This is a genomic window from Terribacillus jepli, assembly GCF_047228925.1.
GTDB lineage: Bacteria > Bacillota > Bacilli > Bacillales > Amphibacillaceae > Terribacillus.
In genome coordinates this window covers 114,524-141,438 of sequence record NZ_JBFEGH010000010.1, presented here as the reverse complement: position 1 = coordinate 141,438, position 26,915 = coordinate 114,524, and the positions used below count along the sequence as shown (strand labels likewise).

Here is a 26,915-nt window from a genome sequence, read left to right as displayed (position 1 = left end):
CAGGTTTTCCTGTTTACTGTTTCTTAAATTTCGCTAACGCATCTGCTAAAGCAGTATTGGCAAAGCCATCATCCTGCTGGTTTTTCTTCAAATATTTTTGTACATCGCGTTTGCTCGCTTTATTGGATTTTTCCTTTTTCCGGCGCTCGTTGAATGTACTGAGTTTTTCACGATGTCCGCATTTACAGAAGAACATCTGGCCTTCTCCTTCTCCGCGAAGCTCCAAACGTTTATGGCAGTTCGGACAGCGGGCATTCGTCGTTTTGGCGATATTCTTCTTATGTCCGCATTCCCGATCCTGACAGACAAGCATACGGCCGCGTTTACCGTTGACCTCCAGCATCAGCTTGCCGCAATCAGGACATTGCGTACCAGTAATATTATCATGCTTGTACTTGTGTTCACTGTTTTTGATTTGCGTGACAACTTCTTTGGCATACTGTTTCATTTCAGCAATGTATTGCTTCTGGTTCAGCTTTCCTTCGGCTATGGCACCAAGCTTCATCTCCCATTCAGCTGTCAGTGCAGGGGATTTCAGATCTTCCGGCACAAGCTCCAGCAGCTGCCGTCCTTTGGAAGTGATCTTCAAATACTTGCCCTGTTTCTCGATGTAGAAAGTATTGAACAGCTTATCGATGATATCGGCCCGGGTCGCAACGGTGCCAAGTCCGCCTGTTTGGCCGATCGTCTTGATAAGGTCTTTGTTCTCTCCAGCCATGAAGCGGACCGGGTTTTCCATCGCATGCAGCAAGGTACCTTCTGTGAATCTTTCGGGAGGCTTTGTTTCACCCGTTGTCATCCGATACGTAAGCGTCCACTGCTCACCTTTTTCAACATTCGGCAGTGTTTGGTCATCATCTGCTTCTTCGTCATCGAAACGATTTGCATAAACTTCCTTCCAGCCTTGTTTCTTCACGATTTTACCTTTTGCACTGAACACTTCTCCCGCAGCTTCGACAGTCAACGTTGTCTGCTCATATTCAAATGGCGGGAACAAGACCGCAAAGAAACGCTTGATGACCAAGTCATATATTTTCCGTTCTTTATCGGAAAGGTCGGCACCGTATGCATTTTGATCTGTCGGTATGATCGCGTGGTGATCGGATACCTTCTTATCATCCACGAAAGCCTTCGTCGCTTTGATTGGCGCATTTGTGATTTTAGTCGCCACACGGCCGTAGCTGCCTACACCGGCTGCTTTTACACGATCTTTGAGCGTCGGCACGATATCAGAGGACAAAAAGCGGGAATCCGTCCGCGGATATGTCAAAAGTTTATGACGCTCATACAGTTGCTGCATGATATTGAGCGTTTCCTTACCGCCGAAGCCAAACAAACGGTTGGCATCACGCTGCAATTCAGTCAAGTCATACAATTGCGGAGCATAGCTTTTCTTCAGCTTCTTCTCTGCTTCCTTCACTGTACCTTTGACCTGGTTCAATTTCTGCAGTACCTGCTCGGCTTTATCTTTCGAGAACGTGCGTGTACTGTTATGCTTCTGATCCTTCCAGATGAGGCGCAGCCCTTTTTGCGTCTTCGCTTCTATACCATAGAATGTCTCTGGCTTGAAATTCTTGATCTCTTCTTCCCGATGATGGATCATGGCCAGAGTCGGCGTCTGCACACGTCCACTGGATAGCTGGGCATTGAATTTCGTTGTCAGCGCACGCGTGGCGTTCAGTCCGACATACCAGTCAGCTTCGGAGCGGGCCACCGCTGCTTTATAGAGGTTCTCAAACTGCTTGCCGCTTTTCAGGTTTTTGAACCCATCCTTGATCGCCTTGTCCGTCACCGAGGAGATCCACAACCGTTTCACCGGTTTGTTGACACGCGCTTTTTCCAGGATCCAGCGTGCCACCAGCTCCCCTTCACGTCCGGCATCCGTCGCAATGACAATCTCACTGACATCGCTTCTGGTCAGCTGTGTTTTCACCGTACTGAACTGCCTGCCGGTCTGCTTGATCACGACAAGCTTCAGCTTATCCGGCAGCATCGGCAGATCCTCTATCTTCCAACTTTTATATTTATCGTCATATGTCTCTGGGTCAGCCAGTGTCACCAAATGACCCAGCGCCCAAGTTACAATGTAGTCTTTTCCTTCCATATAGCTGTTCGTTTTCTTCGTACATCCAAGAACACGAGCTATATCGCGGCCGACAGATGGCTTCTCTGCCAGTACAACCGTTTTACCCATGAAAACATCCTTTCTTCGAATCACTTCCTATAGTGTAGCACATGGCGGCTTATTTCGTTAGCTGCGGGCATGGAACAGTTCCCGTGAACAGATGTTCTTTTGATACTGCCAACCTTACCTCCAGCACGTGTGATACAAAATTTAGAACATTGACTTACACCTATAAATCCCGTAAGCTTAAGGCATGCGTGACATTTTTGATCATGGAGGAAATGGTATACATGATAACGGTAAATAATGTAGGTCTGCAATATGGCGACAAAAAGCTATTTGAAGAAGTTAATATAAAATTCACCCCAGGCAACTGCTACGGTGTCATCGGTGCGAATGGCGCCGGAAAATCCACTTTCCTGAAGGTACTTTCAGGTGAAGTCGAGCCGCAGGTTGGTAACGTGGCGATTGGTGACGGAGAGCGTCTCGCTTTCTTGAAACAGAACCATTTCGGTTATGAAGAGCACGAAGTTCTGCAAACCGTCATGATGGGCCATGAGCGCCTGTTCAAAATCATCGAAGAGAAAGATGCCCTTTATGCAAAGGCTGACTTCTCTGAAGAAGATGGTATGCGTGCTGCTGAACTTGAAGGCGAATTTGCTGAACTGAACGGTTGGGAAGCTGAATCTGATGCTGCAGTCCTTCTGAAAGGACTTGGTATCCCAGAGAATTTGCATGATAAAAAAATGGCGGAATTGACAGGTGCGGAGAAAGTGAAAGTGCTCCTTGCACAAGCTTTGTTCGGTAACCCGGATGTTTTGCTGCTGGATGAGCCGACCAACGGACTTGACTTGCAGGCGATCCAATGGCTGGAAGAGTTCCTGATCAATTTCGAGAACACAGTCATCGTCGTATCCCACGACCGTCACTTCCTGAACAAGATTTGTACCCATATCGCGGATGTCGACTTCGGTAAGATCCAGCTTTATGTCGGCAACTATGACTTCTGGTACGAATCCAGCCAGCTTGCTACGCAAATGGCACAGGATGAGAACAAGAAAAAAGAAGAGAAAATCAAAGAATTGCAAGCCTTCATTGCGCGATTCAGCGCCAATGCTTCCAAGTCGAAGCAAGCGACATCCCGTAAGAAGATGCTTGATAATATCACTTTGGAAGACATCAAACCTTCTTCCCGCCGCTATCCATATGTAGGGTTCCAGCAAGAGCGCGAAATCGGCAATGATGTATTGACAGTAAAAGGCATTACGAAAACAATCGATGGTGTCAAAGTACTGGATAATGTAAGCTTCACAATCGGCCGTGAAGATAAGGTAGCCCTGGTCGGACGCGACGAAATCGCAAAAACGGCACTCCTAAAAATCATCATGGGTGAAATGGAAGCTGATGCTGGTGAGTATAAATGGGGTATCACGACTTCCCAATCATACTTCCCGAAAGACAACTCCGAATACTTTGACGGTGTGAATCTGACTTTGGTTGAATGGCTTCGTCAATATTCACCGGAGGATCAGACAGAAACATTCCTTCGCGGCTTCCTTGGCCGTATGCTGTTCAGCGGAGAAGATGCACTGAAAGAAGCGAGTGTACTTTCCGGAGGGGAAAAAGTACGCTGTATGCTATCCAAGATGATGCTAAGCAAATCCAATGTCTTGGTGATGGATGAACCGACGAACCACTTGGATCTGGAATCCATCCAATCCTTGAACGAAGGGTTGATCAAATTCAAGGGTGTGCTTCTATTCACTTCCCATGACCAGCAGTTTGTGAACAGTATCGCGAACCGTCTGATCGAGATCACGCCGAACGGTATCGTGGATAAAGATATGACTTATGATGAATATGTTTCTGATAAGAAGCTGCAAAAAGAAATTGCAGCGATGTACAGCTAATCATCGTTAATGTCAAAAAGCAGAAGGCACTCGCTGCATAGCGAGTGCCTTCTGCTTTTTTATATACTGCCTCTTTTCACCGGACATCTTAGTAGTTTTATTATGTGGATGCTATACTGGTAATAGCAACCAGATATTCCAACTGCATGAGGATGGCACACTCATGTTGCTGCTTAAGATAAGGAGGAATGGAAATGAACTTAGGTATCAGAGGACATGATTTTTCAACTGTCACGGCGGAAAAACTTGCTGAACAGATAAAACAGAAAGGACTGACAGCAGTGCAGCTTGCATTGGGCAAATCCTTTCCGCATTTGCAAACGGATGCCGGCAGTCTGACACCAGGACTGGGTGCAACTTTACGCCGGACATTCGAGCAGAACGGGATCTCCATTGCTGTACTAGGTTGTTATATCAATATGATTCATCCCGATCTGAAAAAAAGACGCACTAGCTTGGATACATTCAAGGAACATCTAAAATGGGCAAGCGACTTTGGCTGCCGGATTGTAGCCACTGAAACAGGCAATGTAAGGGAAGAAATTGTTTATACAGAGGATAACTTCAGTGAAGAGCCCTTTCAGCAAGTCGTGGAAAGTGTCAGGGAATTAGCTGTTGAAGCAGAGAAATTCGGTGTGTGTGTCGGGATAGAAGCTGGAGTTAATCATCCTATTCACTCTGCCGATAAATTAAAGCGCTTACTGGATACGGTCAGCTCTTCCAATGTCACGGTAATATTCGATCCAGTCAACCTGCTGACAGCTGCTACATACAAAGACCAGGATAAGATTATTACGCAGGCATTCGAATTGCTCGCTGACGATATTTCCATTGTACATGCCAAAGATTTCACCATTCAGGATGGTAAACTGGTGACAGTACCAGTTGGCACGGGATTGTTGAATTATGAACTGCTCTTTTCCCTTATACACGAGAAAAAACCGTATGTCCAAATCATTTTGGAGAGTACGAAAGAACCTCACATAGAAAAAAGCATTACTTATCTGCGCTCGCTATACAGCCAGCTTCCCCGACTTGGTCTATGAAAAAAACTGCTGCAGACTGCAGCAGTTTTTTCAATTCTATCATTTTTTTGCCTGAAGCATTTCCATTTCTGCGCTGGCCAAGATGAATGGACCTACACCTTTATGATCATTTGCGACAATCGGTTCACTAATATAATATGCAAAGGATCCATCCCGTTTATCTTTTCCTCCAAGTCCAGCTACTTGGCAAATTTTGTTGACGTTCACGAAGCCTTCCTTCGTTTCCAAGATGAATTCATCCAATATACCGCGATAGATCCTTTCCGCTTGATCGAACCACTTCTCCGGCAAATAGCCTTTTCGGATACCTTTTGCAATCGAGTATAAAATCATCACTGTCCCGGATGATTCCAAATAATTCCCCTTGCGCTCAGGCTGGTCAAGGATTTGATACCAGGTACCGCTTTCTTCGTCCTGTACCTGCATTAACGCTGCCAAAGTTTCCTCGAGCATCTGAAGGAGTTTCTTCCGTCCGTCATGATGTATTGGAATATAATCCAATACATCCACAATTGCCATTACATACCACCCCACCGATCTGCTCCAAAAATGCTTGGATAACCCTGTATCCTTGTCACACCATGGCTGCTCCTTCTTCTCATCCCAAGCATGGTGCAAGAGACCTGTTTGCTCATCTCTTGTATGTGCATAGGATATATCGAACTGCTTCAGCACATCATCAAACTCATGCTCCTCCCCGAATTCCTGAATATAACGGGCATAAAATACCGATCCCATATAGAGTCCATCCAGCCAAATCTGATACGGATAAATCTTCTTATGCCAAAAAGCGCCTTCGCTTGTACGCGGGTGCGTCCGCAGCTGATCACGCAGCAAGGCTGCCGCTTTCTTATAACGTTTATCCCCAGTATGTTCGTATAAAGCCAATAAAACTTTTCCATTATTGATATGATCGATATTGTACTCTGTCGGTGCATACTTTGGTATATTACCATCTGCATCTACAAAAAGATCCATACTCTTCACCATGTAATCCAAGAACTTCCTGTCTTTAGTCCGATGATATACAAGCTCCATTCCTTGGAGGACGACCCCATCTTCATATTCCCATTTCGTATTTATCTCCGGCTTTCTTCTCATGACAGATAATGCTGTCTTTTCGGCCCAATCATGATACAGCTTCTTTGTTTTTTGGTTTATCATGGTAACACCCTTTCCAATTTATTTATTCAAGAAGTGAATTTACCTTGTTTTTTGTCATCTATTAGCTTGGATTTGTATCCAACATTATTGTTGCCGAAGCACTTGTCATACGGAAATCCTGTTAGCGCTTCCATTATGTCGCGGACCTCTTCCTTCACCTCTTTCATCGATCCTCCATTGTTTACGCGTTCGATTTCGCCGATAAGAATACTATGTGATTGACGGTCAAGCTTCATCTTATACGCGGAGATGACTCCTCCTATCGCCAGACAAATGACACCGACAGCAAAGACACCTACTACAGCATACACGGCGGATTGCGGCTGAGTCGTCTCTCCTGAAACGAATCCGAAAGAGCCAAGTACCCAACCAAGAATATAGACGATCACTGCCCTTGTCAGTTTGCCGGCAAAGGTCATGACGCCGGCATACAATCCCTCTCTCCTGCGGCCCGTAACTGCTTCATCGACATCTGCCAGGAAGGTATACACATTCCATGGGATATAGAACACTCCGCCTGTACCAAGACCAAAGAACATTGTGATGGCAAACAACAGGATTACCATATGCTGTGAACCTGTGAAATAGAGCGTCGTGTATGCTATGACACTCAAGATGACAATGTTGAGAGCAATACGATAAGGTCTCGCGAATCCCATGCGTACACACAACCAGATAAAAAATGTCGTGGAAATCAACTGCATGATCGAGCTGAAACTGAGCAAATTGGATACAAGCTCCGAGCCTTGACCAAGGCCAAAAACGATAAAGTATGTGAACGCGGAAGCAAATAGCCACTCAGCTCCAAAGCCGAATAAGTACATACCTAAATGGTGACGGAAGGTACGAATGCGGAATGTGGATAACATATCGATGAATAGCTTTTTCATCGATTCCCATAATGAGTTTGTATGCTCCTCCTTGATCTGATCAGCTGGTCTTTCCCAAGAGAAGATATACAGACTGATCAGTGCAATGAACATGATTCCCCCATATAAGAGACCTGTATAAAAAAATGGTAGCGGTGAATCTTGTCCGTATTCGGCGATAAACCGTCCCGGAATAAAAGCCGCTAGGAAATTGGCGACTTTCCCGAAGATTGCCTTGAATCCGGTCAGCTTAGAGCGCAGGCTGAAGTCGTTCGTCATCTCGGCGGCAAGCGTTTCATAGGGTACCATGACTCCTGTATAAATGAGCTCGAACAGGATGAACGTGAGCAAGTAATACCAAAAACCAAAGCCTTCCACCCATAACATCGGGTAAACGGCCATCATCGGAATACCGAGCAAAATAAAGAATTTCCTTCTTCCAAAACGCTTCCCTAGTCTTGTTTTATGGAAGTTATCAGTAACAAAGCCCATTATCGGATTGCTTACTGCATCCACTACACTTGCTATCGAAAAGATGGCAGCTGCCTGCACGATCGACAAACCACAAAATGTCGTATAAAAATACATCAACCATGCGCCGCTGATAGCGAGCGCTCCGCTTCCTAGTAAATTTGCACTTCCATAAGCAACTTGATGCGTCAGCCCAATTTTTCTTTGCACGTGGATTTGCTCCTTTTTACAGCTACGCTTAAGAAACATCCATCCTTTTGTTTGTCTACGACTGTCATTTATGTTTCAATGATGGTAGCCTTTTGGTTTTTAGCGATGGTGAGGAATGAATGGGGATTACTGCCTAATCTCCAGTTCAGCTAGCTATCTCATCCATCGCTCTTTTTGAACAGCTAAATGTTAACGTGAAACTAAATAGATATATTTCATCTTGGGTAACATTGCCTTTAATCGTCATGATCTTAGCGAAACGTTATCTTCTCATTGTTAACGTTAATTCTGTAAACTCCACTAGGTCAAGATATAACTGAAAGCGCATTCATTGTGTGTTAAAAAAAATACACTATCCCTACAATGTGACTCCCGTCTTAAAAATAGCTATCTCGCGGAATCCGTTTCTCTCATTCATTACTTCTGCTCCGCTGGCCGACTCGATGACGCTTTTAATAAAAAGTTCCAACACCGCTTTCTCATTTCCGGTCTCGACGATCGTACCGGCATTAAAATCGATCCAATGCTGTTTTTTATCATAGATTGAAGTGTTTGTTGCAATCTTCATCGTAGGCACGAATGTGCCGAATGGTGTTCCCCTGCCAGTTGTGAACAATACCATCTGACAGCCTGCAGCTGCAAGGGCTGTCGATGCGACCAAGTCATTTCCGGGTGCATTCAGCAGATTTAGACCTTTATGTTTAAGAACCTCTCCATAGTTTATTACGTCAACTACCGGGGCAACTCCTGCTTTTTGTGTACACCCCAGCGATTTGTCTTCCAATGTCGTAATGCCGCCTTCCTTGTTGCCAGGAGAAGGATTCTCATATATCGGCTGACCATGTTCGATAAAATATGCTTTGAAATCATTGATCAGCTGTACAATCTTGTTGAAGACCTCCTCATCTTGTGCCCTTTCCATAAGTAAGGTTTCTGCGCCAAACATTTCTGGCACCTCTGTGAGAACAGTCGATCCGCCCGATGCAATCAGCCAATCCGAAAATCTCCCGAGCAATGGATTAGCTGTTATCCCGGATAATCCATCCGATCCTCCGCATTTCAGACCGATTTTCAACTCACTCACGGATACTTCCTCTCTTTTGTCATGGCAGGCTGCTTGGCTTATTTCCTTGAGAAGCCGTACACCTTCCTCGATTTCATCATCTGCATCCTGTGAGCCAAGGAATTTCACTCTGCTTTCATCAAATGAACCCATTGTCTGCCTAAAAGCGTCCAACGTATTATTTTCACAGCCCAAACCAAGGACGAGGACACCTCCTGCATTAGGATGTTTTACCATTTGCTGGAGGATTGTGCGTGTATTGATGTGATCGTCGCCCAGCTGGGAACAGCCAAAGTGATGTTTCAGGACCATCACATGATCAAAAGGATGCTGCCCGGTCATTTCGGCTTCGAATGCTTTGATGATCTGTTCTCCGATTCCATTGACACAGCCTACAGTGGGAACAATCCAAAGCCCATTGCGTACACCAACAGCACCATTTTTTCGGCGGTACCCCATGAATGTCCGAAGCTGCTCGGGTACTGGCATCTGATATTGCTTGGGCTCATAATTATAGGTGATGGCATCGTGAAGATTGGTCTCCATATTGTGCGTATGAATCCATTCACCAGCCTCGATTTCTTTTGTGGCGTGACCAATCACCGCTCCATACTTCCGAATATCCTCCCCTGCTTTTATTGGTATCAAAGCAAACTTATGGCCGCGAGCCACCCCACTCTGTATGGTGATGGATCGATTGGCAATCATCAGTTTCTCTTCATCTTTGAAATTGCGTAATGCTACCGCTACATTATCATCATCGTGAATTTTGATGACATCTTTCATCCTTGTCCTCCTTTCAAGTTGTCTTCACTTGGAACAGTCGTATCAGTGATTCTCCCATTCCATAAGTGAGCATCATCTCCACTTGTTTCACCACTTGCCCGACCAATTCATCATACTCTGTCAAATCCTCTCCCCAGAGACTTTCCTTGGCCAGTATCTTGGAAACAGTCGATTGTATCGAGCTTTCCTCTTCGGTACTCCATATTGAGCGGAAAAATTCAAGAACATCCCCTTGATCATTCAGCGGAATTAGCTGACCAGCTCTTACGCCTCGATAAAAGACAAGTAATGCGCTCAAAGAGAAGGAAAGATATCTCGGCACTCTTCCGTAAGACTCGATATAAGCTTTCAATGTCGGTACATTTCTTGTGCGGAACTTCGAAATGCTGTTCAGGGATATGCTAGATAAATCATGACGGATAAATGGATTACGGAAACGTTCGAAAATCGCTTCTGCAAAAGCAATCGCTTCCTCCTCACCCACGCCTAAGACCGGAATGATTTCTTCATAACAAAGAGATTTCAGCAATAATCCAATCAACGGATCTTCTGTTGCCTCCCTGACTGTTTCTTTCCCCGCGAGATAGGCGATCGGCATGATGGCAGTATGCAGTCCATTTAAGATTCTTACTTTCAGCAATGCATATGGACCTAGATCGCTTACGAACTGAACTTGGAGACCGGCAGCGGCAGCAGGGAATTCTTCTTGTACAAATGATGGAGCATCAATGATCCATTTATAATAAGGCTCTGCCACAATCGCTAGTTTATCTTCGTAACCATATTCCTGCTGGATACGCAAAGAATCTTCTTTGGAATAGCCAGGGACGATACGGTCAACAAGCGTATTACAAAACGTATTGGCCTGCTTAACCCAGTCGGTAAAAGCAGATTCCAGCCGCCATTCCCCTGCATACCGCAAGATGATTTCACGAAGCAGTCCGCCATTATTCGCAACTAATTCACACGGCAGGAAAATCAGTCCTTTTTCCGGATTCCCTTCAAAATATTGATATCGCCGATAGAGAAATGCTGCCAGTTTACCCGGAAAACTCTCTTGCGGCTGGTCGTTCAGTCTCTCTCCTTCCCGATAACGGATTCCGGCCTCCGTCGTGTTTGAAATGACGAATCGCAAATCATTGCTTTCTGCGAGTTTCATATAAGATGGATAGTTCAGATAAGGGTGGATTCCCCGTTTGATACAACTGACGATTTCATCGCTCTTGATAAGCGTTCCGTCATGCATACCTTGTATCGAGACAGTGTAAAGTCCATCTTGGTCATTCAATTTTTCGGCATTGCCTGTGCGGCGAGGATTGACAGCCACAACACCTCCCTGAAATAGTCCTTTCTGGTTCATGTGATGGATGATCCAATCTGCAAACCCTCTTAAAAACACACCATCGCCAAACTGTAAGACAGTCTCCCGCTGGGGTGCGACGGGATGATGATTCCGTTTCAAATGCATTGGCCCCTCCCTTTTTATGCACACGTTAACAAAATAGCGTTGGCTATACCGATCCCGGCTTAGCCACTACACTCGCTGACTGATTTTCGAATGATGAGTTCGGTATCGATCGACCGCTTATACGGTAAAGCTTCCTTCCCATCTATCAAGGTAAGAATCGCTTCCATTCCAGCCATGCTGATTCTTTCAATCGGTCTTTTAACCGTCGTAAGGGAAGGATTTGTATACTTAGCTGATTCCATATCATCGAATCCAATAATCGATACATCTGTTGGAACCTGAAGATTCCGCTCAAACACAGCATTCATCGCTCCGATTGCCATGTCATCATTGGAACAGAAGACACCTGTTGGCGGTTCAGGCAAATCAAGCAGCTTATGCATCGCCTCATAACCGCTTTGCATCTCATAGTTTCCTTGAACAAGATATTCCTGATGGATCGGAACTGCATGATCTATCAACGCCTGCAGGAAACCATCCCTTCTCTGCTGTGTCGATTTGAAGCCGTGTATCCCCTCGATAATGGCAAGCCTCCGGTGTCCGGAGTCGATAAAGTACTTCCCTGCACTGTAAGATCCTTCTTTGTCATTGGATATGATATTCATTACTGCCTCGTCGTCTACCTGCCGATTCAGTACGACAAGCGGAATATCCTTTTGCATGATATTGTAGATGAAAGCATTGTCCTTATCACTCTGGCTCATTAAGATAATACCGTCAAACCGCTTGTTATTAATGTACGAAAAATCATCATAATCATCTATCCCGCGGACAAAAAGATTGTATTGCACATCGATTCTCTTGTTCACGCCCCGGATCGTGTCAACAAGGAAGCTGGATGAAGTCCCCTTTTCCATACTTGTAAAAAACAATCCGATTGTATGGGATTTTTGCATAACTAAATTTTTAGCATGGTAATCCGGGATATAATTCAATTGTTCCGCCAATTGCAAAATACGTTTCTTTGTTTTTTCTTTGATCAGCGGGCTATCATTCAATGCCCTGGAAACCGTTGTATGAGACACATTTGCTAGCTTAGCAATATCTTTGATTGTCACACTCATCTCTTCTACCCGCCTTTACGTATCGCCCTCTATTTTCTGTTTTCAGCATATCACAAAAGGGAGCACGAAAATCACTTAAGAAGAGAGATCACGCATCATTCAAAGAACGGACAGGAAAATTGAAGTAATTTTTTGCATTATGATAACAAATGTTCTTGACAATTTGCGCTAACAAAGCTTCGTCATTCGGTGCTTCCCCTTGTTCGACCCAAGAGCCTACCAAGTCACAGACAAGCCGCCTGAAATACTCATGCCTCGGATAGGACAAGAAGCTCCTGGAATCTGTCAGCATGCCGATGAACCTTCCGAACACGCCCATATTTGACAGCGTTTTCATTTGATCCAGCATACCATCTCGCTGATCATTGAACCACCAAGCTGTTCCTAATTGCATCTTCCCTGGTTCTCCTCCGCCTTGAAAGCTTCCGATAACTGTAGCAAGCACAGGATTGTCCTTTGGATTCAATGAATACAAGATGGTCTTGGGTAAGCAATCGCTTCGATCTAGATGGTCAAGGAATTTAACGAGCGGTTTGGCAAGCTCTCCATCATCCATTGCATCATATCCAGTGTCCGGACCCAGTTTGGCCAAGCCAAGGGTGCTGTTATTGCGCAAAGCATGGATATGGAATTGCATGACCCAGTCCAATTCCTTATAGACCTTGCTCAGGAACAGTAAAGTAACCGTCTTGAACTTATTTTCTTCCTTATCGGTGATTCCCTCTCCCGCTGTTGCTTTTTTAAAAATCATGGCGGCTTCTTCTTTTGTCGCTTTTTCATACACGACCCGATCCAAGGCATGATCACTTACCCTTCCACCAGCTTCGTGGAAATAGTGGACACGGGCCCGCAAGGACTGAAGAAAGTCGTCATAATCCTGGATCACTTGCCCATTTGCATCTGCCAATTGATGGACCCATTCCGTGAATCCATCACTGGTGATTGCCAATGCTTTATCAGGACGAAAGCTTGGGAGCACCTTCGTATGGAAGTCATCCAATCCCCTTATTTTCCGGTGATACTCCAAATCATCTGCAGGATCGTCTGTTGTACAGATCACCTCCACATTAGAGGTCTCGATCATATCCCTGGCACCGAAGGAACCGCTTGTAAGCTTCGCATTCGCTTTTTGCCATATTCCCTCCGCTGTTTCCTCTCCCAGCACTTCATGAATATCAAAATAGCGCTGCAGTTCCAGATGGGTCCAATGGAAAACTGGGTTTCCCATTGTCATAGGAATGGTTTTGGACCACGCAAGGAATTTTTCTTTATCAGTCTTGTTCCCTGTGATATATGCTTCTTCCACCCCATTCGCCCTCATCAAGCGCCATTTATAATGATCTCCATCCAGCCACACATCAGCCAAATTGCGAAACTGCTTATTTTCGTATATATCCTTGGGACTCAAATGACAATGATAATCGATGATCGGTAACTGCTTTGCATAGGTATGATATAGCATTTCTGCTGTCCTGTTGGACAACAAAAAATCTTCCGTCATGAATTGCTTCATACACCTCCGCCTTCCCATCTTATTTTGTATGACAAAAGCTGTTCCCTGTCAAAATGTTATCGTTAACATTTAAGTACATTTTAGTAGCAGTTCAGCTATTTGGCAAGGATATTTATAAGAATTTTCCAACAATCCATCTTGTGCATCTTTGGAGGGCAGATTGCCTTCATGTTATAATTTTACTGGATATCAAGGTATACCAAATTGGTTCCCTCCTTATCCATGTCGATATTTTTAATGGACCAGCAGCTATTATAAGGAGGTATATTCCATGTCTTATATCGAAAATGTACTTACTCCGATTGGCAACATACGAATAACTGCTACAGATAGTTTGATCACCTCCATCACTTTCACAAATGACGCTTCTCATTTTGATAACGAATTGACAAAAATGGCAAGGATGCAATTGGAAGAGTTTTTCCTGGGACAACGGCATACATTCGAGCTTCCTTTAGCTTCGACGGGAACAGCTTTTCAACAGCGCATATGGCAGCAAGTCAAAACGATACCGATCGGCACCACCACTACATATAGCGCAATCGCAGCCCAGGCTGGAAATATACAGGCTGTGCGGGCAGCCGCAAATGCAATCGGGCGTAATTCTTTCGCGATTGCCATCCCTTGCCATCGCGTGATTGGCAAGAACAATCAAATTACCGGTTACGCATGGGAACCATGGCGGAAAGAGTGGCTGCTTAAATTTGAACAGACTAGGAGCGAACATCATTGAAATCACTCATCACAGGAGCAGCAGGGCATATTGGCAAAAATCTGGCAAAAGCTATATACCGTAAGTATGATTTGGTTTTGACGGATGTGAAGGAAGATGAGGAATTGCACCGCTATGGTCATTTTATCCAAGCCGATTTAGCAAATGCACAGGAAACCGAACAGCTGATGGATGGCATCGATGCAATTGTTCATCTTGGCGCCATCGCCACGGAGAGCACATATGAAAAGATTCAAAAAGCAAACTTTGATAGTACCTTCCATATTTATGAAGCAGCCAGGAAACACGGCATCAAACGCATCGTATTTGCCAGCAGCAATCACGCTGTCGGTTTTCATCCGATCAATCAATCGATTGGCCCGGATGCGCCGCACTTGCCGGATACTTTCTATGGTGCCAGTAAAGCTTTCGGTGAAAATCTGGCTAACATGTATCACAAAAAACACGGTATTGAAACGGCTAGCCTCCGTATCGGCAGCTATCTCGAAAAACCAGCCGAGCATCGGAACCTGAATACATGGATCAGTGTCCGTGATATGAATCAGCTCATCGTCCGCTGTTTGGAAGCGGATCGAATTGGTACCAGTGTGTTTTATGGTGTCTCTTCCTTGCATAATGATTATTTTGACAACCGCGATGCTGCAAAAATCGGTTATGCCCCCGAAGATAACCCCGAGGATTACAGAGAAAAAATTGAAAATGTCAAGCTGGAGAATGTGACAGATTACATTGGCGGGATGTTCACAAATTTCGGAAGATGATCGGCAGCATTCCTGTTTTTCATACAGGAATATTGCAGTCTGCAGCGAAAACTATACAGGTCCCAAAAATAGAAGCAGGAAAGAGGATGAAGATGCATGGTTAAAGGAATCATTGCGTATATTGTAACGGATGGTAATGGACAAGATGCAGTCAAGTTCTATGAGGATGCACTGGATGCACAAGTACTAAGTTTACAAACGTTCGGTGATATGCCGGAAAATCCAGATCATCCAACTCCGCCAGAAGCAAAAGATCGCGTTTTGCATGCGCATCTGAGAGTAGGAGAAAACGAATTGATGTTATCGGACACCTTTCCTGGCAGCTCTCTGAAACTCGGCGACCAAGTAGGAATCGCAGTCATGATCAGCACTCCTGAAAAAACAAAAGATGTATTTGGGAAGCTATCCATCGGCGGTCATGTCACAATGGAACTTCAGCAGACTTTCTGGAGTCCGCTATACGGGCAAGTGCAAGACAAATTCGGCGTCACCTGGCAAGTATCCACCTTAAATCAAGATGAATAAAAAGGATACGGGAAAAGACACTGTCATACATGGCAGTGTCTTTTCTATTTATATATTGGCAGTTCCACAATGATGGAAGTTCCGTTCTCCGAGGTTTCTTCCACCCAAACCTTCCCTTGATGCAAGGCAGCCGTACTGGCCACAATCGACATTCCCAGCCCTGTTCCGGCAATTATCCGTGACCTGGAAGAGTCTGCCCGATAAAATCTATCAAAAATACGACCCGCCTCTCCTTCTGTCATTCCTATACCAGAATCTTTTATGCGTACCTGGGCATATTCCCTTACCCGCTTTAACTCAAATTCAATACTTCCATCCATACGGTTATATTTAATCGCATTGGAAAGTAAATTATCCCAGATATTATATAGGAATGATGGATCTGCGTGAATCTGTACATTCTCCAGCGTGCATGGCAAAGTTTCCATAGTGGGTTAAAATCACGGAAAACAAACCAAAAGGCTGTCGAGAAAGTCCCGACAGCCTTTTTTTAATATCATGATCAACTTTTATTCTTTATATTGCCCGATAATTTCAACGCTTCCTTCAGCTGATTGAATGAACCGCCTTTTCCGTACATCAGGACACCGCCGCGATAAACCTTGGCTGCAAACCAGGCAATGAGCAAGATTGCTGCTACAAGGATTGCGATCGATAGAGCTATTTCCCAAGCCGGCACTCCCAGCATTCCGATTCGCAGGAACATGATCATCGGTGTAAAGAATGGAATGTAAGATGCAACAACAATGATTGGCGAATCAGGTGAGCTCAGTCCGTATATGGAAAGGAAGAAAGCTCCCATCACCAGAAAGATAACCGGACTTACAAGCTGCTGGACATCTTCCATCCTGCTTACCACTGAACCGAGCCCTGCACATATGGTTGCATAGAGGAAGTAGCCTAAAATAAAGAATACCAACGCAAAGGTCAATGTGACTGGCGAGGCATTGGCTATTCCAATGAAATCGAAGAAGCCTCCACCCAATTCTTGACCACGAATTTGAATCATGGTATATACTGCAACTGTAATTAACGCAACTTGAGTAAGTCCCATCATTCCGATTGCAAGAATTTTAGCGAACATTTGACCGACTGGAGAGGAACTGGAAATTAAAATCTCCATCACTCTGGATGATTTTTCATTGGTAATATCCGTTGCGATCATCATACCGTAAACAATGACACTCATATAAAGCGCAAAGACTAAAATATAGACAAGGCCGTATGATCCTGCCAGTTCTTCTTCTGTTTTTGCTTCTTCATCAAGTGCTTCCCTCTGGAAGGAAACCGGCGTATAAATATCCTGGATGGTTGCTTCATCCACCCCAGCCTGCGTGGCAGCCTGGGCAACTTTGATTTGCTGCAGCTGCGCTTCAATATCATCGCTCGTACCATTCATCAGCTGCATACCGTAAAAGACGGCCTGCGGCAGGTTTTGCTCCGACTGGCTCAAAACGAGCAGACCTTCAAATTCTTCATTTTCGACTGCCTGCTTTGCTTCTTCTTCATTGCCGTCAAAGAGCATGGGTTGATATCCATCGGCATTGGTACTCAACGCTTCGTAAAGCTGCTGATTTTCAGTCTCATCAATTACAGCAACCACCGGATCTTCATTGTCACCAGAAAAACGGTCCATAATATCGGGCACATAAAAAATTCCACAAATGATAAGTAAAAAGATTGCACTTGATATGATATAGCCTTTTGTTTTCACACGGGAGAGATACGTATGCAAAAATACAATCCAAAATTTACGCATAAGACTCACCTGCCTTTTCGATGAAAATATCGTTCAAAGTAGGTTCTTCCACTTCGAATTTACGGACAAATCCCTTCTCGGTCAGCTGCTTCCAAACGGTCACGGCATCTTCCGAAGAAGCAATTTGAAGTTTGCATCCCTGCTGCGTTTCCTGATATTTTACAACGCCGGCCGTTTCTTTTAAGAAGGTTAAGTCATAGTCTGCTGCGATGATAATGTTCTTTTTGCGGAAAGAACGCTTTATTTCTACCAAATCGCCTTCCACAACGGGGCTTCCATGCTTCATGATGCAAAGGAAACGGCATAGCTCTTCTACGTGCTCCATACGGTGGGAAGAGAATATGATCGAGGTTCCCGCTTGTTTTAACTCGATGACTGCTTGCTTCAGCATCTCCACATTAACTGGGTCCAATCCCGAGAATGGTTCATCCAATATCAGCAGACGGGGATTGTGTAATACAGCGGATATGAATTGTATTTTCTGCTGATTCCCTTTTGACAGCTCTTCCACTTTTTTGTTTTCATATTCTGTGATATTGAACCGCTCAAGCCATCTTTTAAGCGCCTTGACACTGTCTGTCTTTGCCATGCCCCTAAGTTTGGCCAGGTATACGAGTTGATCCTTTACGGTTAGCTTTGGATATAGTCCTCGTTCTTCCGGGAGATAGCCTATTTCATTGCTTTGATCATATGTAATCTTTTTACCATGCCAGAATATCTCTCCTTCCGTATTCTCCAGTAGATTCAGAATCATACGGAAAGTAGTCGTTTTCCCAGCGCCGTTAGCTCCCAGGAATCCAAAAATCTCTCCCTCTGGTATCGACAATGTCAGCCGATCCACAGCAGTATGCCTGCCGAACCTTTTGGTCACATCTTTCAATTCAAGCATCAGCACCATCCTTCCTTTCTTATTCCATATATATACGGACGGATGCCAGGAATGTTTCACTGAATCAAAACCATCTCTTCCATAAAAAAAGAGCAGAGAAAACCTCTCCACTCCCTGAATCCAGTCACTTAGCTTATCTCCTTGAAGCAATCAAATCTTTCACTTGCTGTCTGTTTCCTTGATGCAAAGCATCGACAATCTTGCTCCCTACTACCACCCCGTCACAATACTGGCTCAGTTCTCTTACATGCTCTGGCGTGGAGACGCCAAAACCTGCCAGTACAGGCGCCTTGCTGACCTCTTTTAATGCCATCAGATGCGTACCGAGCTTATCGACGAAGCTCGCCCTTTCTCCTGTCGTTCCTGCCACTGTTACGGCGTAAAGGAATCCTTCCGCGCGCTCAGCAAGTGCCCGGATCCTTTCCGGTGTGCTCGTCAATGCAACCAAACGAATCAATGCAATGTCATGCTTTTTCAGCGCTTCTGTTACCATTCTTTCTTCCTCAAGCGGCAAATCGGGCAGGATGAGACCGGATATGCCTGCTTGAACACAAGCCGATGCAAAAGCTTCCACCCCATAAGCAAAGACTGGATTCAAGTAGGTCATGATAACAAGCGGCACGGTACGGCTCGCTTTTTCCTTTGCCACCTCATCCAAAACGGCTTGGACAGTTGTACCGGCATCCAGTGCACGGATGCCTGCTGCCTGGATCGTCGGTCCATCAGCGACTGGATCCGAGAACGGCAGTCCCAGTTCGATTGCAGTTGCGCCGCTGTCAGCCAAGAAACGAATGCGTTCATTCAGGCTGTCCAAGCCGCCATCACCAGCCATGATATACGGTACGAAAGCTTTTTCTCCAGCATCTGCCACCATTTGGAATGCAGTATCCAGCTTCGCTTTACTCATTGAGATCCCCTCCAGCTTCATGTGCTTCCCTGATTGTATTCACATCTTTATCACCGCGTCCGGACAAGCATACAACCAGCACATCCTCTTTCCCCATCGTCGGTGCGAGCTTTTTGCAGTATGCCACTGCATGCGCGCTTTCCAATGCTGGGATGATTCCTTCTGTCCTGGAAAGAAGCCGAACTGCCTCCAGAGCTTCTTCGTCGGTGACTGCATCATATATGACGCGTCCGGCATCTTTCAAATAACTGTGCTCCGGTCCGACACCTGGGTAATCCAATCCAGCAGAAATGGAATGGGCCTCCTGCACTTGGCCGTCTTCATTTTGCAGCAGATAGGATAACGAACCATGCAAGATACCTGCTTTGCCTTCGGTAAGGGAAGCCGCATGCTGTCCTGTCGGCAACCCTTTCCCGCCGGCTTCCACACCATACATTTTCACTTCTTTGTCATCCACGAATGGATAGAACATGCCGATTGCATTACTTCCGCCGCCGACACAGGCGACAATCGCTTCCGGAAGCTTTCCTTCGGCTTCGATGATTTGCTTGCGCGTTTCATCCCCGATGACGCGCTGAAAGTCCCGGACGATTTGTGGGAATGGGTGCGGGCCTGCAGCTGTACCGAAGATGTAGTGTGTATCTTCCACATTCGCTGTCCAGTAGCGCATCGCTTCGTTTACCGCATCCTTCAGCGTACCGTTCCCTTGATCGACGGATACAACCTGTGCGCCCAGCAGCTCCATACGGTAAACGTTCAAAGCCTGCCGTCTGACGTCTTCCTTCCCCATGAAGATGATGCATTCCAACCCAAGCAGCGCACTGACTGTCGCGGTGGCCACACCATGCTGGCCGGCGCCTGTTTCTGCAACGACCTTTTTCTTGCCCATCCGCTGTGTCAGCAGCGCCTGGCCGATTGTATTGTTGATTTTATGGGCACCCGTATGGTTAAGGTCTTCTCGTTTCAAATAGATCTTCGGTCCGCCCAGGGACGCCGATAAACGTTCTGCATAATAAAGCGGTGTCTTTCGTCCGATGTATTGCTTTAGATAATACGCCATCTCTTCCCGGAAGGCTGGATCTTCTTTTGCTTCTTTGGATGCCTGCTCCAGCTCCAAGATGGCTGGCATTAATGTTTCTGGTACAAAACGGCCGCCAAAGCTGCCATAAAGCCCCGTTTCTGTTGGATATTTAGCCATGTTTTTCACTTTCCTTTCTTTGCCGCTGTAATGAATTGCTGTATTTTAACCGGATCCTTCTGTCTTTTTGTCTCCACGCCGCTGCTGACATCGACTCCCGCAGGACATACTTCCTGAATGGCCTGCTGTACATTACCGGCATGCAATCCACCTGCGAGGAAAAGTTTTTCCCTCGGTACTGAATTGGAGCTTGCCAGCGACCAGTCGAATGTCGTGCCGTTACCTCCGCGATATGCTTCTGCCGGACTATCCAGCAAATAATAATCACACGGATATGCTTCCAGCTGTTTTAAGTCATCCTCGGACGCTATCGAAAAAGCTTTTATAACTGGGTGGCTGATGGATTTGATATAAGCAGGGGATTCATCTCCATGCAGTTGGACATAATCAAGTCCCGCAGTCTCGGCTATTCCCTGCAGGCTTGCGATTGGTTCATTGACGAATACACCTACTGTTTTCACATTATCCGGAAGCTCCTGGCTGATGCTGGCAGCTAGCTCCGGTGACACTCTCCGTCTACTGTCGGCAAAGACGAAGCCTATCATATCGGCGCCTGCTTCCACTGCCGCCTTCCCAGCCTCCACTGACTGGATCCCGCATATTTTTACGATCATAATGGCTCTGCTCCTATGGGAACTTGGAATGATTTCAAAATGGAAGATACATCAGATGCGCGCATGAGCGTTTCCCCTACAAGGATGCCCTTTGCACCTGCTTTTGCAACACGAGCAGCATCTGCCGGTATCGCCATGCCGCTCTCGCTGACGACAAGTGTAGCCGAAGTATCGATTTTTTTTATCAATCGCTCTGTCACACCTAAGTCAACTTCGAAGGTTTTCAAGTTCCGGTTGTTGATGCCGATAATATTTGCTCCAAGCGCTTGTGCTTGTGCCAGTTCTCCTTCATCATGCACCTCTACCAGCACATCCAGCCCTTTCGATTTCGCATACTGATAAAGAGCTTGCAGCCGCTCCTTTTCCAATGCTGCGACGATGAGCAAGATCACATCGGCTCCATAATCCGCTGCCCTGTCTATCTGAATTTCATCAAGAATGAAATCTTTATTCAAAATCGGAAGATCGACTGCTTCCCGGACAGCTGCCAAATCGTCCATCGTACCTTTGAAGAACGGTGTATCAGTCAAGACGGAAATGGCTCCCGCACCTGCTGTTTCATAGATTCCAGCCTGGTCCGCCGGTACCACATCAGGATTGATCATCCCCTTGGAAGGCGAAGCCCGTTTGATTTCGGCAATGATCTGAAGCTGTTTCTGCTCCTGGAATCTCCCATACAGGGAAATTGGCTTGCGCTGTACTGCTGTCGGACGATATGTTTGCTTTAATGTGGTGATTTCTGTTCGTTTTTCTTCGAGTATCCTTGCCAAGAATGTCATGGAGTCACTTCCTTTTTATAATCAATCAGATATTGCAGCTTCTGTCTTGCTTCACCGCTATCAATACTCTCCTTCGCAAGCCGGATCCCTTCCTGAATGGAAGCCGCTTTACCATTGGCAAATATACCTAGACCTGCATTTAATACGACCGTATCCCTATGAACACCAGGTTCTCCGTTCAATACACGCAGCAAAATGTCTGCATTCTCAGCTGCATCTCCGCCCTTGATTGCTTCCAGCGGATATACTGGCAAACCGACTTCTTCCGGATGGAGCGTGAAGGCTGTCTGCTTGCCATCCTCAAGCAAAACAAGATGATTCTCTCCTGCCAGTGATGCTTCATCCATGTAGCCTGCGCCGTTGATGACGATTGCCCGCTTGCGCCCAAGCTTATGAAGAGCTTCTGCCATCATCCCTAGCATGTCACGGCGGTAAATGCCGAGCAGCTGTGAATCAAGCTGCACTGGATTCGTCAACGGTCCGATCAAATTAAAAATCGTCGGAATGCGCAGCACTTTGCGAAGCTGCATCACTTGCTTCAACCCGGGATGTACATGCGGCGCGAACAAAAAGGCGATACCATTCTCTTCAAGCAGATGGGTCATCTCCTCAGCCGGCAAATACAATGGGATACCCAGCTTCTCCAGTACATCGGCGCTGCCTGTTCTGCTGGAAACACTGCGGTTGCCGTGCTTGGCTATGGTAACGTCAGCTCCAGCAATGACAAAGGCAGCTGTCGTACTGATATTGAAGCTTTGCGATCCATCGCCCCCTGTACCGCAGTTATCCATCACATTGGCAGCTTGAAGAGGGATGATCTGTGCTTTTTCTCGGATAGCCGCCACCATGCCAGCTACTTCATCAGCTGTTTCCCCGCGAGTTTGCAGCATGGAAAGGAAGGCTCCTGCTACAGCATCCGGCATGCGGCCGTCCAGCAGTTCACGTGATGCTTGCAATGCTTCTGCATACGTCAAAACCTTTGTGTTTGTAAGCTTAGCCAATAACGGTTCCATTACTTTCCCCTTCTTTCATGAGTTGGATAAAATGCTTCACGATCTCTTTACCAGCTTCGGTACCAATCGACTCCGGATGAAACTGCAATCCATATACCGGATAATGCGTATGCTCCACAGCCATGATTTCCTCATCATCCTCTGAATAAGCAGTGACTGCCAATTGATCCGGGACAGTATGCCTATCAATGACGAGAGAATGATACCTCATGATCGGTAAGTCTCCGATGATCTTCTCGATGGTCGGTTCTCCTTCATAACGAAGTGTCGATGTCTTGCCGTGCATGATTTGCCCAGCACGGATGATGTCTGCTCCGAAAGCTGTGCCAATTGCCTGGTGTCCAAGACATATGCCAAGGATTGGAATCTTCCCAGCAAAATGACGGATTGCCTTGACACAGATCCCCGCATCCTCGGGTCTGCCAGGTCCTGGTGAGATGATGATTGCTTCTGGATCCATCGCTTCGATATCCTTGATGGTAATTGCATCATTGCGGACCACTTTAACCTCTTCGCCAAGTTCCGCTGTATATTGGAACAGGTTATATGTGAAAGAATCATAATTATCGATCAGCAGAATCATGTAAACCAACCTCCGTTAAAGATTTCGCTTTGTGCAGCGTTTCGTGATATTCCGTTTCGGGATCGGAGTCGTATACAAGCCCGGCTCCTGTCTGTACATATGCTTTATTTTCCTTTACGATCATCGTCCGGATTGCAAGCGCCAGATCAAGATCGCCATTCATATTGATATAGCCCACTGCCCCTGCGTAGAGACCGCGTTTTTTCTTTTCGAATTGATTGATAAGTTCCATTGCACGTATTTTCGGGGCGCCGGATACTGTGCCCGCTGGAAGAGCAGCTATCAGTGCGTCCAATCCAGTCATGCCATCTGCCAGCTCTCCTTGTACCTCGGAAACGATATGCATGATGTGCTGGTACTTTTCCACTGCCATATATTTCGTCAGCTCAACGGTGCCAACCTTACACACTCGACCCAGATCATTGCGGCTTAAGTCGACAAGCATCCGATGCTCTGCCAGTTCCTTTTCATCTGCCAGCAGCTCATCTGTCAGCTGTTCATCCTGCGCCCTCGTCTTGCCGCGTGGTCTCGATCCTGCAATCGGATTAGCTGTCACTATATTGCCGCTTGCTTTGATCAAGCTTTCAGGCGAAGCTCCCAGTACGGTATAATCCTCGAAATCGAGGAAGAACATATACGGGGAAGGATTGCTCGCCCGCAGCTTCCGGTAAAAACTGAAAGCATCTCCTGTGAAATCCGCAGTCAGTCGCTGTGACAACACAATTTGGAATACATCTCCTGCTTTGATATATGCTTTGGCATCTTCCACCATTTGCATGAATGTCGCTTGATCCGTTTCAGGCTGGAATCGGACTGGCGGCAACATGGCATCCGGTATATCCTTGAAGGTCGTTATCTCTTTTTCCATCTCATCCAGCCGTGACCGAAGCATTTCTTCCGATCTGCTGCCTGTGCTATCAACTGCCAGCAGCGTGATTTGCTGATGCTTATGGTCGTATACGATCATATCTTCATAAAACATGAAATGAATTTCCGGCATCCCGATCGGATCCTCCGGCACATCACCTATTGCTTCATATTGCCGGATTGAATCGTATGCCATGTATCCGACCGCACCGCCGTAAAAAGGAAAATCAATCGGGAGCTGCATGCCGCTTATCTGCTCCTTCAAAACTTCTAACGGCTTTTGGGCAATCTTTTCTTCCTGATCAGCTACCTTGACCAGCGTTTCCCGTCCCTTGCCAATCAGTTCTTTGTAAGGGTTAGCACCGATGATGGAATAGCGTCCCTTTCCTGCATGGTGTACCGAACTCTCCAATAAAAACTTCTTCTCGCCTGTCAGTCGTTTGTAAATCACGACTGGCGTCAATGTGTCTCCGTTCAATTGCTTCTTTTCATATCGAATGCTTTCTGTAACCATCATCTTTCTCGCTCCCTCTTTTTTAAAAATAAAAAACCGTCCCCTACACACATGAATTGCTTCATATGCATAGGGGACGGTTCTTCACCGCGGTGCCACCTCTATTGAAAGTTCTCACTTTCCGCTCATTCGGATACGAGGCACAAGCCTGATATCCTATCCCGGTAACGGGGGAAACCGGATTCCCCTACTATTGTTCAAGGAATCTCTCTGAAGTCCATTCCATGCTGCCGATTTGGCCGGAATCCCACCACAACCGGCTCTCTGTGCAAATCAAGCAGCATGTACTCCTCTTCATCCACGAGTTATGTGTATAAAAAAAGGGCAATCTCTCCAATAAAGGACGAGATTACCCGTGGTACCACCTTTGTTAACTAGCGAACTAGCTCACTTTGCTCCTCTTATCGGTGGAGTTGCCGCCACAGCCTACTGTTAATTTCAGCTATGATGCTCGGAAGTCCATTCACCTATGCGCCACACCGATTCCCACCAAACACCGGCTCTCTGAAGTGACCACATAAGCTACTACTCTTCGTCTTCGCTCACGTATCAGTTATGTTGGATTCATTGTAGTACCCTTATTTTCAATTGTCAAGGGATATTTATTCTGCATCCTGTAAATCAGGCTTTCCGTTTTCACCAAAAACGAGCTCTTTTCGTGGCAGACGCTGCTTCGTCTCTTTTTCGATCTGTTTGATTTGGTGTCGATCGCGAGGTGTCACAAAGGCTACAGTCAAACCCGTACTGCCAGCCCTTCCTGTTCGGCCAATACGGTGGATATAACTTTCGGTGTCTTCCGGCAAATCATAATTGAATACATGGGTTACACCTTCCACATCCAACCCTCTAGCCGCAACATCCGTCGCAACGAGAAACTGTGTCTTGTATTCCCGGAAATTCTTCATGGCCCGTTCACGTTTTGCCTGCGATAGGTCGCCGTGCAATTCGTCTGATTCAAATCCTAGACCGCGCAAGTAACCATGCAGCTCGGAAGCACGCCTTCTCGTCCTGCAGAAAATTATCGCAGCAAACGGACGGTACATCTGCAATAGTACCTTCAAAGTATTCCGCTTCTCACGATCCGGCATTTCCAGGACAATCTGCTTGATTTCCTTCAAGGTCACATTGGTTGATTGAATGGTGATCTCTTTCGGTTTCTGCATCTGGGAAGATGCCAGCTGACGGATTTCCTTCGGCATGGTCGCAGAGAACAACAGTGTCTGTTTCGCATCAGGCAAAGCAGCTGCAACATCTTTGACGTCATGCCAGAAACCCATATGCAGCATCTGATCTGCCTCATCGAGGACAAATGTCCGGACATGAGAAAGATCCACCGTGCCACGGCGCATATGATCGAGCAGGCGACCTGGTGTCGCGACAACGATATCCACCCGTCCTTCCAATTTTTTAAGCTGCTTGATGATATCTTGTCCACCATATACAGCGAGCGTACCGACGTTTTCCCCAGGATGAATCAGCTTCGCCAATTCATCATAAATCTGAATGGCCAGCTCCCTCGTAGGACTGAGAATGAGTGCTTGAATACCCGTACTATCAGTCTCCAGCATCTCCAATATCGGAAGCAGGAACGCTAGCGTCTTACCTGTACCGGTTTGTGCTTTGGCAATCACATCTTTCCCTGCCAGGATTTCCGGGATAGCCTGCTGCTGCACTGGAGTCGGTTCATTCAAGCCCAATTTATGTAGTGCTTCAAGTCGTTTATTTTGTAAGTTCAAGTCGTTGAACAGCTTCATATTGTTCCCTCTTTCATACTTTTTCCATGATTATTATGTGAAATTTCCATAGATGTGCACTTAAAAAGTTTGTAAGATACTAGTATACACATATTAAGGGGGGAATTATATGCAAAAATGGCTGATCGGCATTTTTGTCTTGCTGATCATCAGTTTCAGCATCATCGGTCTTTTTCGTGGTGAAGGAAATATCCAAGACATAAATGAGACAAGTAAATCGTCTGTAAATTTAAAATGATTCCCGTTTATCCTGCACCCAGGCGGGTAAACTGTAATATAAATAAAAACAGGCAGAGCAAACCGCCATTTGCTCCACCTGTTTAAGCTATC

The 26,915-nt window shown here is 46.0% G+C and carries 24 protein-coding genes and 2 other annotated features; of the genes, 6 read left to right on the top strand and 18 right to left on the bottom strand.

The features are described from left to right. Positions 1-13: 13 nt before the first annotated feature. A complete protein-coding gene (locus AB1K91_RS12595) occupies positions 14-2,194 on the bottom strand; it encodes a DNA topoisomerase III (RefSeq protein ID WP_413090188.1) in 2,181 nt (726 codons plus the stop codon). A gap of 221 nt (positions 2,195-2,415) precedes the next feature. On the opposite strand from AB1K91_RS12595, the gene AB1K91_RS12590 reads away from it, so the two are divergent. Then, positions 2,416-4,035, top strand: coding sequence for an ABC-F family ATP-binding cassette domain-containing protein (locus AB1K91_RS12590; RefSeq protein ID WP_413090186.1), 1,620 nt, complete (start codon positions 2,416-2,418; stop codon positions 4,033-4,035). A gap of 194 nt (positions 4,036-4,229) precedes the next feature. Beyond that, positions 4,230-5,081 (top strand): sugar phosphate isomerase/epimerase family protein, encoded by an 852-nt coding sequence (locus AB1K91_RS12585; protein WP_413090184.1) that lies wholly within the window; start codon positions 4,230-4,232, stop codon positions 5,079-5,081. A gap of 39 nt (positions 5,082-5,120) precedes the next feature. On the opposite strand, the gene AB1K91_RS12580 is transcribed toward AB1K91_RS12585, so the two are convergent. The 6 genes from AB1K91_RS12580 to uxaC form a co-directional block, all read right to left on the bottom strand. Next, on the bottom strand, positions 5,121-6,245 hold the full coding sequence (locus AB1K91_RS12580; RefSeq protein WP_413090182.1) for a glycoside hydrolase family 88/105 protein: 1,125 nt from the start codon (positions 6,243-6,245) through the stop codon (positions 5,121-5,123). 26 nt (positions 6,246-6,271) lie between these two features. Further along, positions 6,272-7,795 (bottom strand): MFS transporter, encoded by a 1,524-nt coding sequence (locus tag AB1K91_RS12575; protein WP_413090180.1) that lies wholly within the window; start codon positions 7,793-7,795, stop codon positions 6,272-6,274. Positions 7,796-8,153: 358 nt separating this feature from the next. After that, positions 8,154-9,644 (bottom strand): UxaA family hydrolase, encoded by a 1,491-nt coding sequence (locus AB1K91_RS12570; protein WP_413090179.1) that lies wholly within the window; start codon positions 9,642-9,644, stop codon positions 8,154-8,156. Positions 9,645-9,657: 13 nt separating this feature from the next. After that, positions 9,658-11,112, bottom strand: coding sequence for a tagaturonate reductase (locus AB1K91_RS12565; protein ID WP_413090178.1), 1,455 nt, complete (start codon positions 11,110-11,112; stop codon positions 9,658-9,660). Positions 11,113-11,171: 59 nt separating this feature from the next. Next, positions 11,172-12,176, bottom strand: a complete 1,005-nt coding sequence (locus AB1K91_RS12560) for a LacI family DNA-binding transcriptional regulator (RefSeq protein WP_413090177.1) — start codon at positions 12,174-12,176, stop codon at positions 11,172-11,174. Positions 12,177-12,264: 88 nt separating this feature from the next. Beyond that, positions 12,265-13,689 carry a glucuronate isomerase gene (gene uxaC / locus AB1K91_RS12555; protein ID WP_413090176.1) on the bottom strand — a complete coding sequence of 475 codons (1,425 nt, stop codon included), beginning with the start codon at positions 13,687-13,689 and terminating at the stop codon, positions 12,265-12,267. Positions 13,690-13,960: 271 nt separating this feature from the next. On the opposite strand from uxaC, the gene AB1K91_RS12550 reads away from it, so the two are divergent. The 3 genes from AB1K91_RS12550 to AB1K91_RS12540 all read left to right on the top strand — a co-directional run bounded on the left by AB1K91_RS12550 (position 13,961) and on the right by AB1K91_RS12540 (position 15,708). Further along, positions 13,961-14,422 carry a methylated-DNA--[protein]-cysteine S-methyltransferase gene (locus AB1K91_RS12550; protein WP_413090175.1) on the top strand — a complete coding sequence of 154 codons (462 nt, stop codon included), beginning with the start codon at positions 13,961-13,963 and terminating at the stop codon, positions 14,420-14,422. Next, complete coding sequence (locus tag AB1K91_RS12545) at positions 14,419-15,183, top strand: NAD-dependent epimerase/dehydratase family protein (protein WP_413090174.1); 765 nt, start codon at positions 14,419-14,421, stop codon at positions 15,181-15,183. The genes AB1K91_RS12550 and AB1K91_RS12545 overlap by 4 nt, the downstream gene beginning before the upstream one ends. Positions 15,184-15,279: 96 nt before the next feature. Continuing rightward, positions 15,280-15,708 (top strand): VOC family protein, encoded by a 429-nt coding sequence (locus AB1K91_RS12540; RefSeq protein ID WP_413090173.1) that lies wholly within the window; start codon positions 15,280-15,282, stop codon positions 15,706-15,708. A gap of 44 nt (positions 15,709-15,752) precedes the next feature. Here AB1K91_RS12540 and AB1K91_RS12535 read toward each other — a convergent pair whose 3' ends face one another. From AB1K91_RS12535 to AB1K91_RS12485, 11 genes are all read right to left on the bottom strand, one after another. Further along, positions 15,753-16,136, bottom strand: a complete 384-nt coding sequence (locus AB1K91_RS12535; RefSeq protein ID WP_413090172.1) for a sensor histidine kinase — start codon at positions 16,134-16,136, stop codon at positions 15,753-15,755. Positions 16,137-16,210: 74 nt separating this feature from the next. Beyond that, complete coding sequence (locus AB1K91_RS12530) at positions 16,211-17,467, bottom strand: ABC transporter permease (protein WP_413090171.1); 1,257 nt, start codon at positions 17,465-17,467, stop codon at positions 16,211-16,213. After that, a complete protein-coding gene (locus AB1K91_RS12525) occupies positions 17,460-18,359 on the bottom strand; it encodes an ABC transporter ATP-binding protein (protein ID WP_413090233.1) in 900 nt (299 codons plus the stop codon). Before AB1K91_RS12525 ends, AB1K91_RS12530 begins: the two co-directional genes overlap by 8 nt. A gap of 130 nt (positions 18,360-18,489) precedes the next feature. Beyond that, the gene (trpA, locus tag AB1K91_RS12520; RefSeq protein WP_413090170.1) at positions 18,490-19,263 is read right to left on the bottom strand and encodes a tryptophan synthase subunit alpha; all 774 of its coding nucleotides are present in this window, start codon (positions 19,261-19,263) and stop codon (positions 18,490-18,492) included. Beyond that, positions 19,256-20,461, bottom strand: coding sequence for a tryptophan synthase subunit beta (trpB, locus tag AB1K91_RS12515; RefSeq protein WP_413090169.1), 1,206 nt, complete (start codon positions 20,459-20,461; stop codon positions 19,256-19,258). Before trpB ends, trpA begins: the two co-directional genes overlap by 8 nt. 5 nt (positions 20,462-20,466) lie before the next feature. Continuing rightward, the gene (locus AB1K91_RS12510; protein WP_413090168.1) at positions 20,467-21,075 is read right to left on the bottom strand and encodes a phosphoribosylanthranilate isomerase; all 609 of its coding nucleotides are present in this window, start codon (positions 21,073-21,075) and stop codon (positions 20,467-20,469) included. Next, positions 21,072-21,854, bottom strand: a complete 783-nt coding sequence (trpC, locus tag AB1K91_RS12505; RefSeq protein WP_413090167.1) for an indole-3-glycerol phosphate synthase TrpC — start codon at positions 21,852-21,854, stop codon at positions 21,072-21,074. The genes AB1K91_RS12510 and trpC overlap by 4 nt, the downstream gene beginning before the upstream one ends. Beyond that, entirely contained in the window at positions 21,851-22,867 is a 1,017-nt protein-coding gene (gene trpD / locus AB1K91_RS12500) for an anthranilate phosphoribosyltransferase (protein ID WP_413090166.1), read from the bottom strand. The genes trpC and trpD overlap by 4 nt, the downstream gene beginning before the upstream one ends. Beyond that, complete coding sequence (locus AB1K91_RS12495) at positions 22,848-23,450, bottom strand: anthranilate synthase component II (RefSeq protein WP_413090165.1); 603 nt, start codon at positions 23,448-23,450, stop codon at positions 22,848-22,850. The genes trpD and AB1K91_RS12495 overlap by 20 nt, the downstream gene beginning before the upstream one ends. Beyond that, positions 23,431-24,834 (bottom strand): anthranilate synthase component I, encoded by a 1,404-nt coding sequence (gene trpE / locus AB1K91_RS12490; protein ID WP_413090164.1) that lies wholly within the window; start codon positions 24,832-24,834, stop codon positions 23,431-23,433. The genes AB1K91_RS12495 and trpE overlap by 20 nt, the downstream gene beginning before the upstream one ends. 66 nt (positions 24,835-24,900) lie before the next feature. Further along, positions 24,901-25,141: a binding site (T-box leader), on the bottom strand. A 26-nt stretch (positions 25,142-25,167) separates the two neighbouring features. Beyond that, positions 25,168-25,379: a binding site (T-box leader), on the bottom strand. Positions 25,380-25,433: 54 nt separating this feature from the next. Further along, positions 25,434-26,585, bottom strand: a complete 1,152-nt coding sequence (locus tag AB1K91_RS12485) for a DEAD/DEAH box helicase (protein ID WP_413090163.1) — start codon at positions 26,583-26,585, stop codon at positions 25,434-25,436. A 109-nt stretch (positions 26,586-26,694) separates the two neighbouring features. Between AB1K91_RS12485 and AB1K91_RS12480 the strand changes: the two genes are divergently transcribed. Beyond that, the gene (locus AB1K91_RS12480) at positions 26,695-26,823 is read left to right on the top strand and encodes a hypothetical protein (RefSeq protein WP_413090162.1); all 129 of its coding nucleotides are present in this window, start codon (positions 26,695-26,697) and stop codon (positions 26,821-26,823) included. Positions 26,824-26,915 lie beyond the last annotated feature (92 nt).

Bases quoted from the DNA above. Each gene is read 5' to 3' on its own strand.
- AB1K91_RS12595 (WP_413090188.1), bottom strand. From the start codon at position 2,194: ATGGGTAAAACGGTTGTACTGGCAGAGAAGCCATCTGTCGGCCGCGAT.
- AB1K91_RS12590 (WP_413090186.1), top strand. From the start codon at position 2,416: ATGATAACGGTAAATAATGTAGGTCTGCAATATGGCGACAAAAAGCTA.
- AB1K91_RS12585 (WP_413090184.1), top strand. From the start codon at position 4,230: ATGAACTTAGGTATCAGAGGACATGATTTTTCAACTGTCACGGCGGAA.
- AB1K91_RS12580 (WP_413090182.1), bottom strand. From the start codon at position 6,245: ATGATAAACCAAAAAACAAAGAAGCTGTATCATGATTGGGCCGAAAAG.
- AB1K91_RS12570 (WP_413090179.1), bottom strand. From the start codon at position 9,644: ATGAAAGATGTCATCAAAATTCACGATGATGATAATGTAGCGGTAGCA.
- AB1K91_RS12565 (WP_413090178.1), bottom strand. From the start codon at position 11,112: ATGCATTTGAAACGGAATCATCATCCCGTCGCACCCCAGCGGGAGACT.
- AB1K91_RS12560 (WP_413090177.1), bottom strand. From the start codon at position 12,176: ATGAGTGTGACAATCAAAGATATTGCTAAGCTAGCAAATGTGTCTCAT.
- uxaC (WP_413090176.1), bottom strand. From the start codon at position 13,689: ATGAAGCAATTCATGACGGAAGATTTTTTGTTGTCCAACAGGACAGCA.
- AB1K91_RS12550 (WP_413090175.1), top strand. From the start codon at position 13,961: ATGTCTTATATCGAAAATGTACTTACTCCGATTGGCAACATACGAATA.
- AB1K91_RS12540 (WP_413090173.1), top strand. From the start codon at position 15,280: ATGGTTAAAGGAATCATTGCGTATATTGTAACGGATGGTAATGGACAA.
- AB1K91_RS12535 (WP_413090172.1), bottom strand. From the start codon at position 16,136: ATGGAAACTTTGCCATGCACGCTGGAGAATGTACAGATTCACGCAGAT.
- AB1K91_RS12530 (WP_413090171.1), bottom strand. From the start codon at position 17,467: ATGCGTAAATTTTGGATTGTATTTTTGCATACGTATCTCTCCCGTGTG.
- trpA (WP_413090170.1), bottom strand. From the start codon at position 19,263: ATGAGTAAAGCGAAGCTGGATACTGCATTCCAAATGGTGGCAGATGCT.
- trpB (WP_413090169.1), bottom strand. From the start codon at position 20,461: ATGGCTAAATATCCAACAGAAACGGGGCTTTATGGCAGCTTTGGCGGC.
- AB1K91_RS12510 (WP_413090168.1), bottom strand. From the start codon at position 21,075: ATGATCGTAAAAATATGCGGGATCCAGTCAGTGGAGGCTGGGAAGGCG.
- trpC (WP_413090167.1), bottom strand. From the start codon at position 21,854: ATGACATTCTTGGCAAGGATACTCGAAGAAAAACGAACAGAAATCACC.
- trpD (WP_413090166.1), bottom strand. From the start codon at position 22,867: ATGGAACCGTTATTGGCTAAGCTTACAAACACAAAGGTTTTGACGTAT.
- AB1K91_RS12495 (WP_413090165.1), bottom strand. From the start codon at position 23,450: ATGATTCTGCTGATCGATAATTATGATTCTTTCACATATAACCTGTTC.
- trpE (WP_413090164.1), bottom strand. From the start codon at position 24,834: ATGATGGTTACAGAAAGCATTCGATATGAAAAGAAGCAATTGAACGGA.
- AB1K91_RS12485 (WP_413090163.1), bottom strand. From the start codon at position 26,585: ATGAAGCTGTTCAACGACTTGAACTTACAAAATAAACGACTTGAAGCA.
- AB1K91_RS12480 (WP_413090162.1), top strand. From the start codon at position 26,695: ATGCAAAAATGGCTGATCGGCATTTTTGTCTTGCTGATCATCAGTTTC.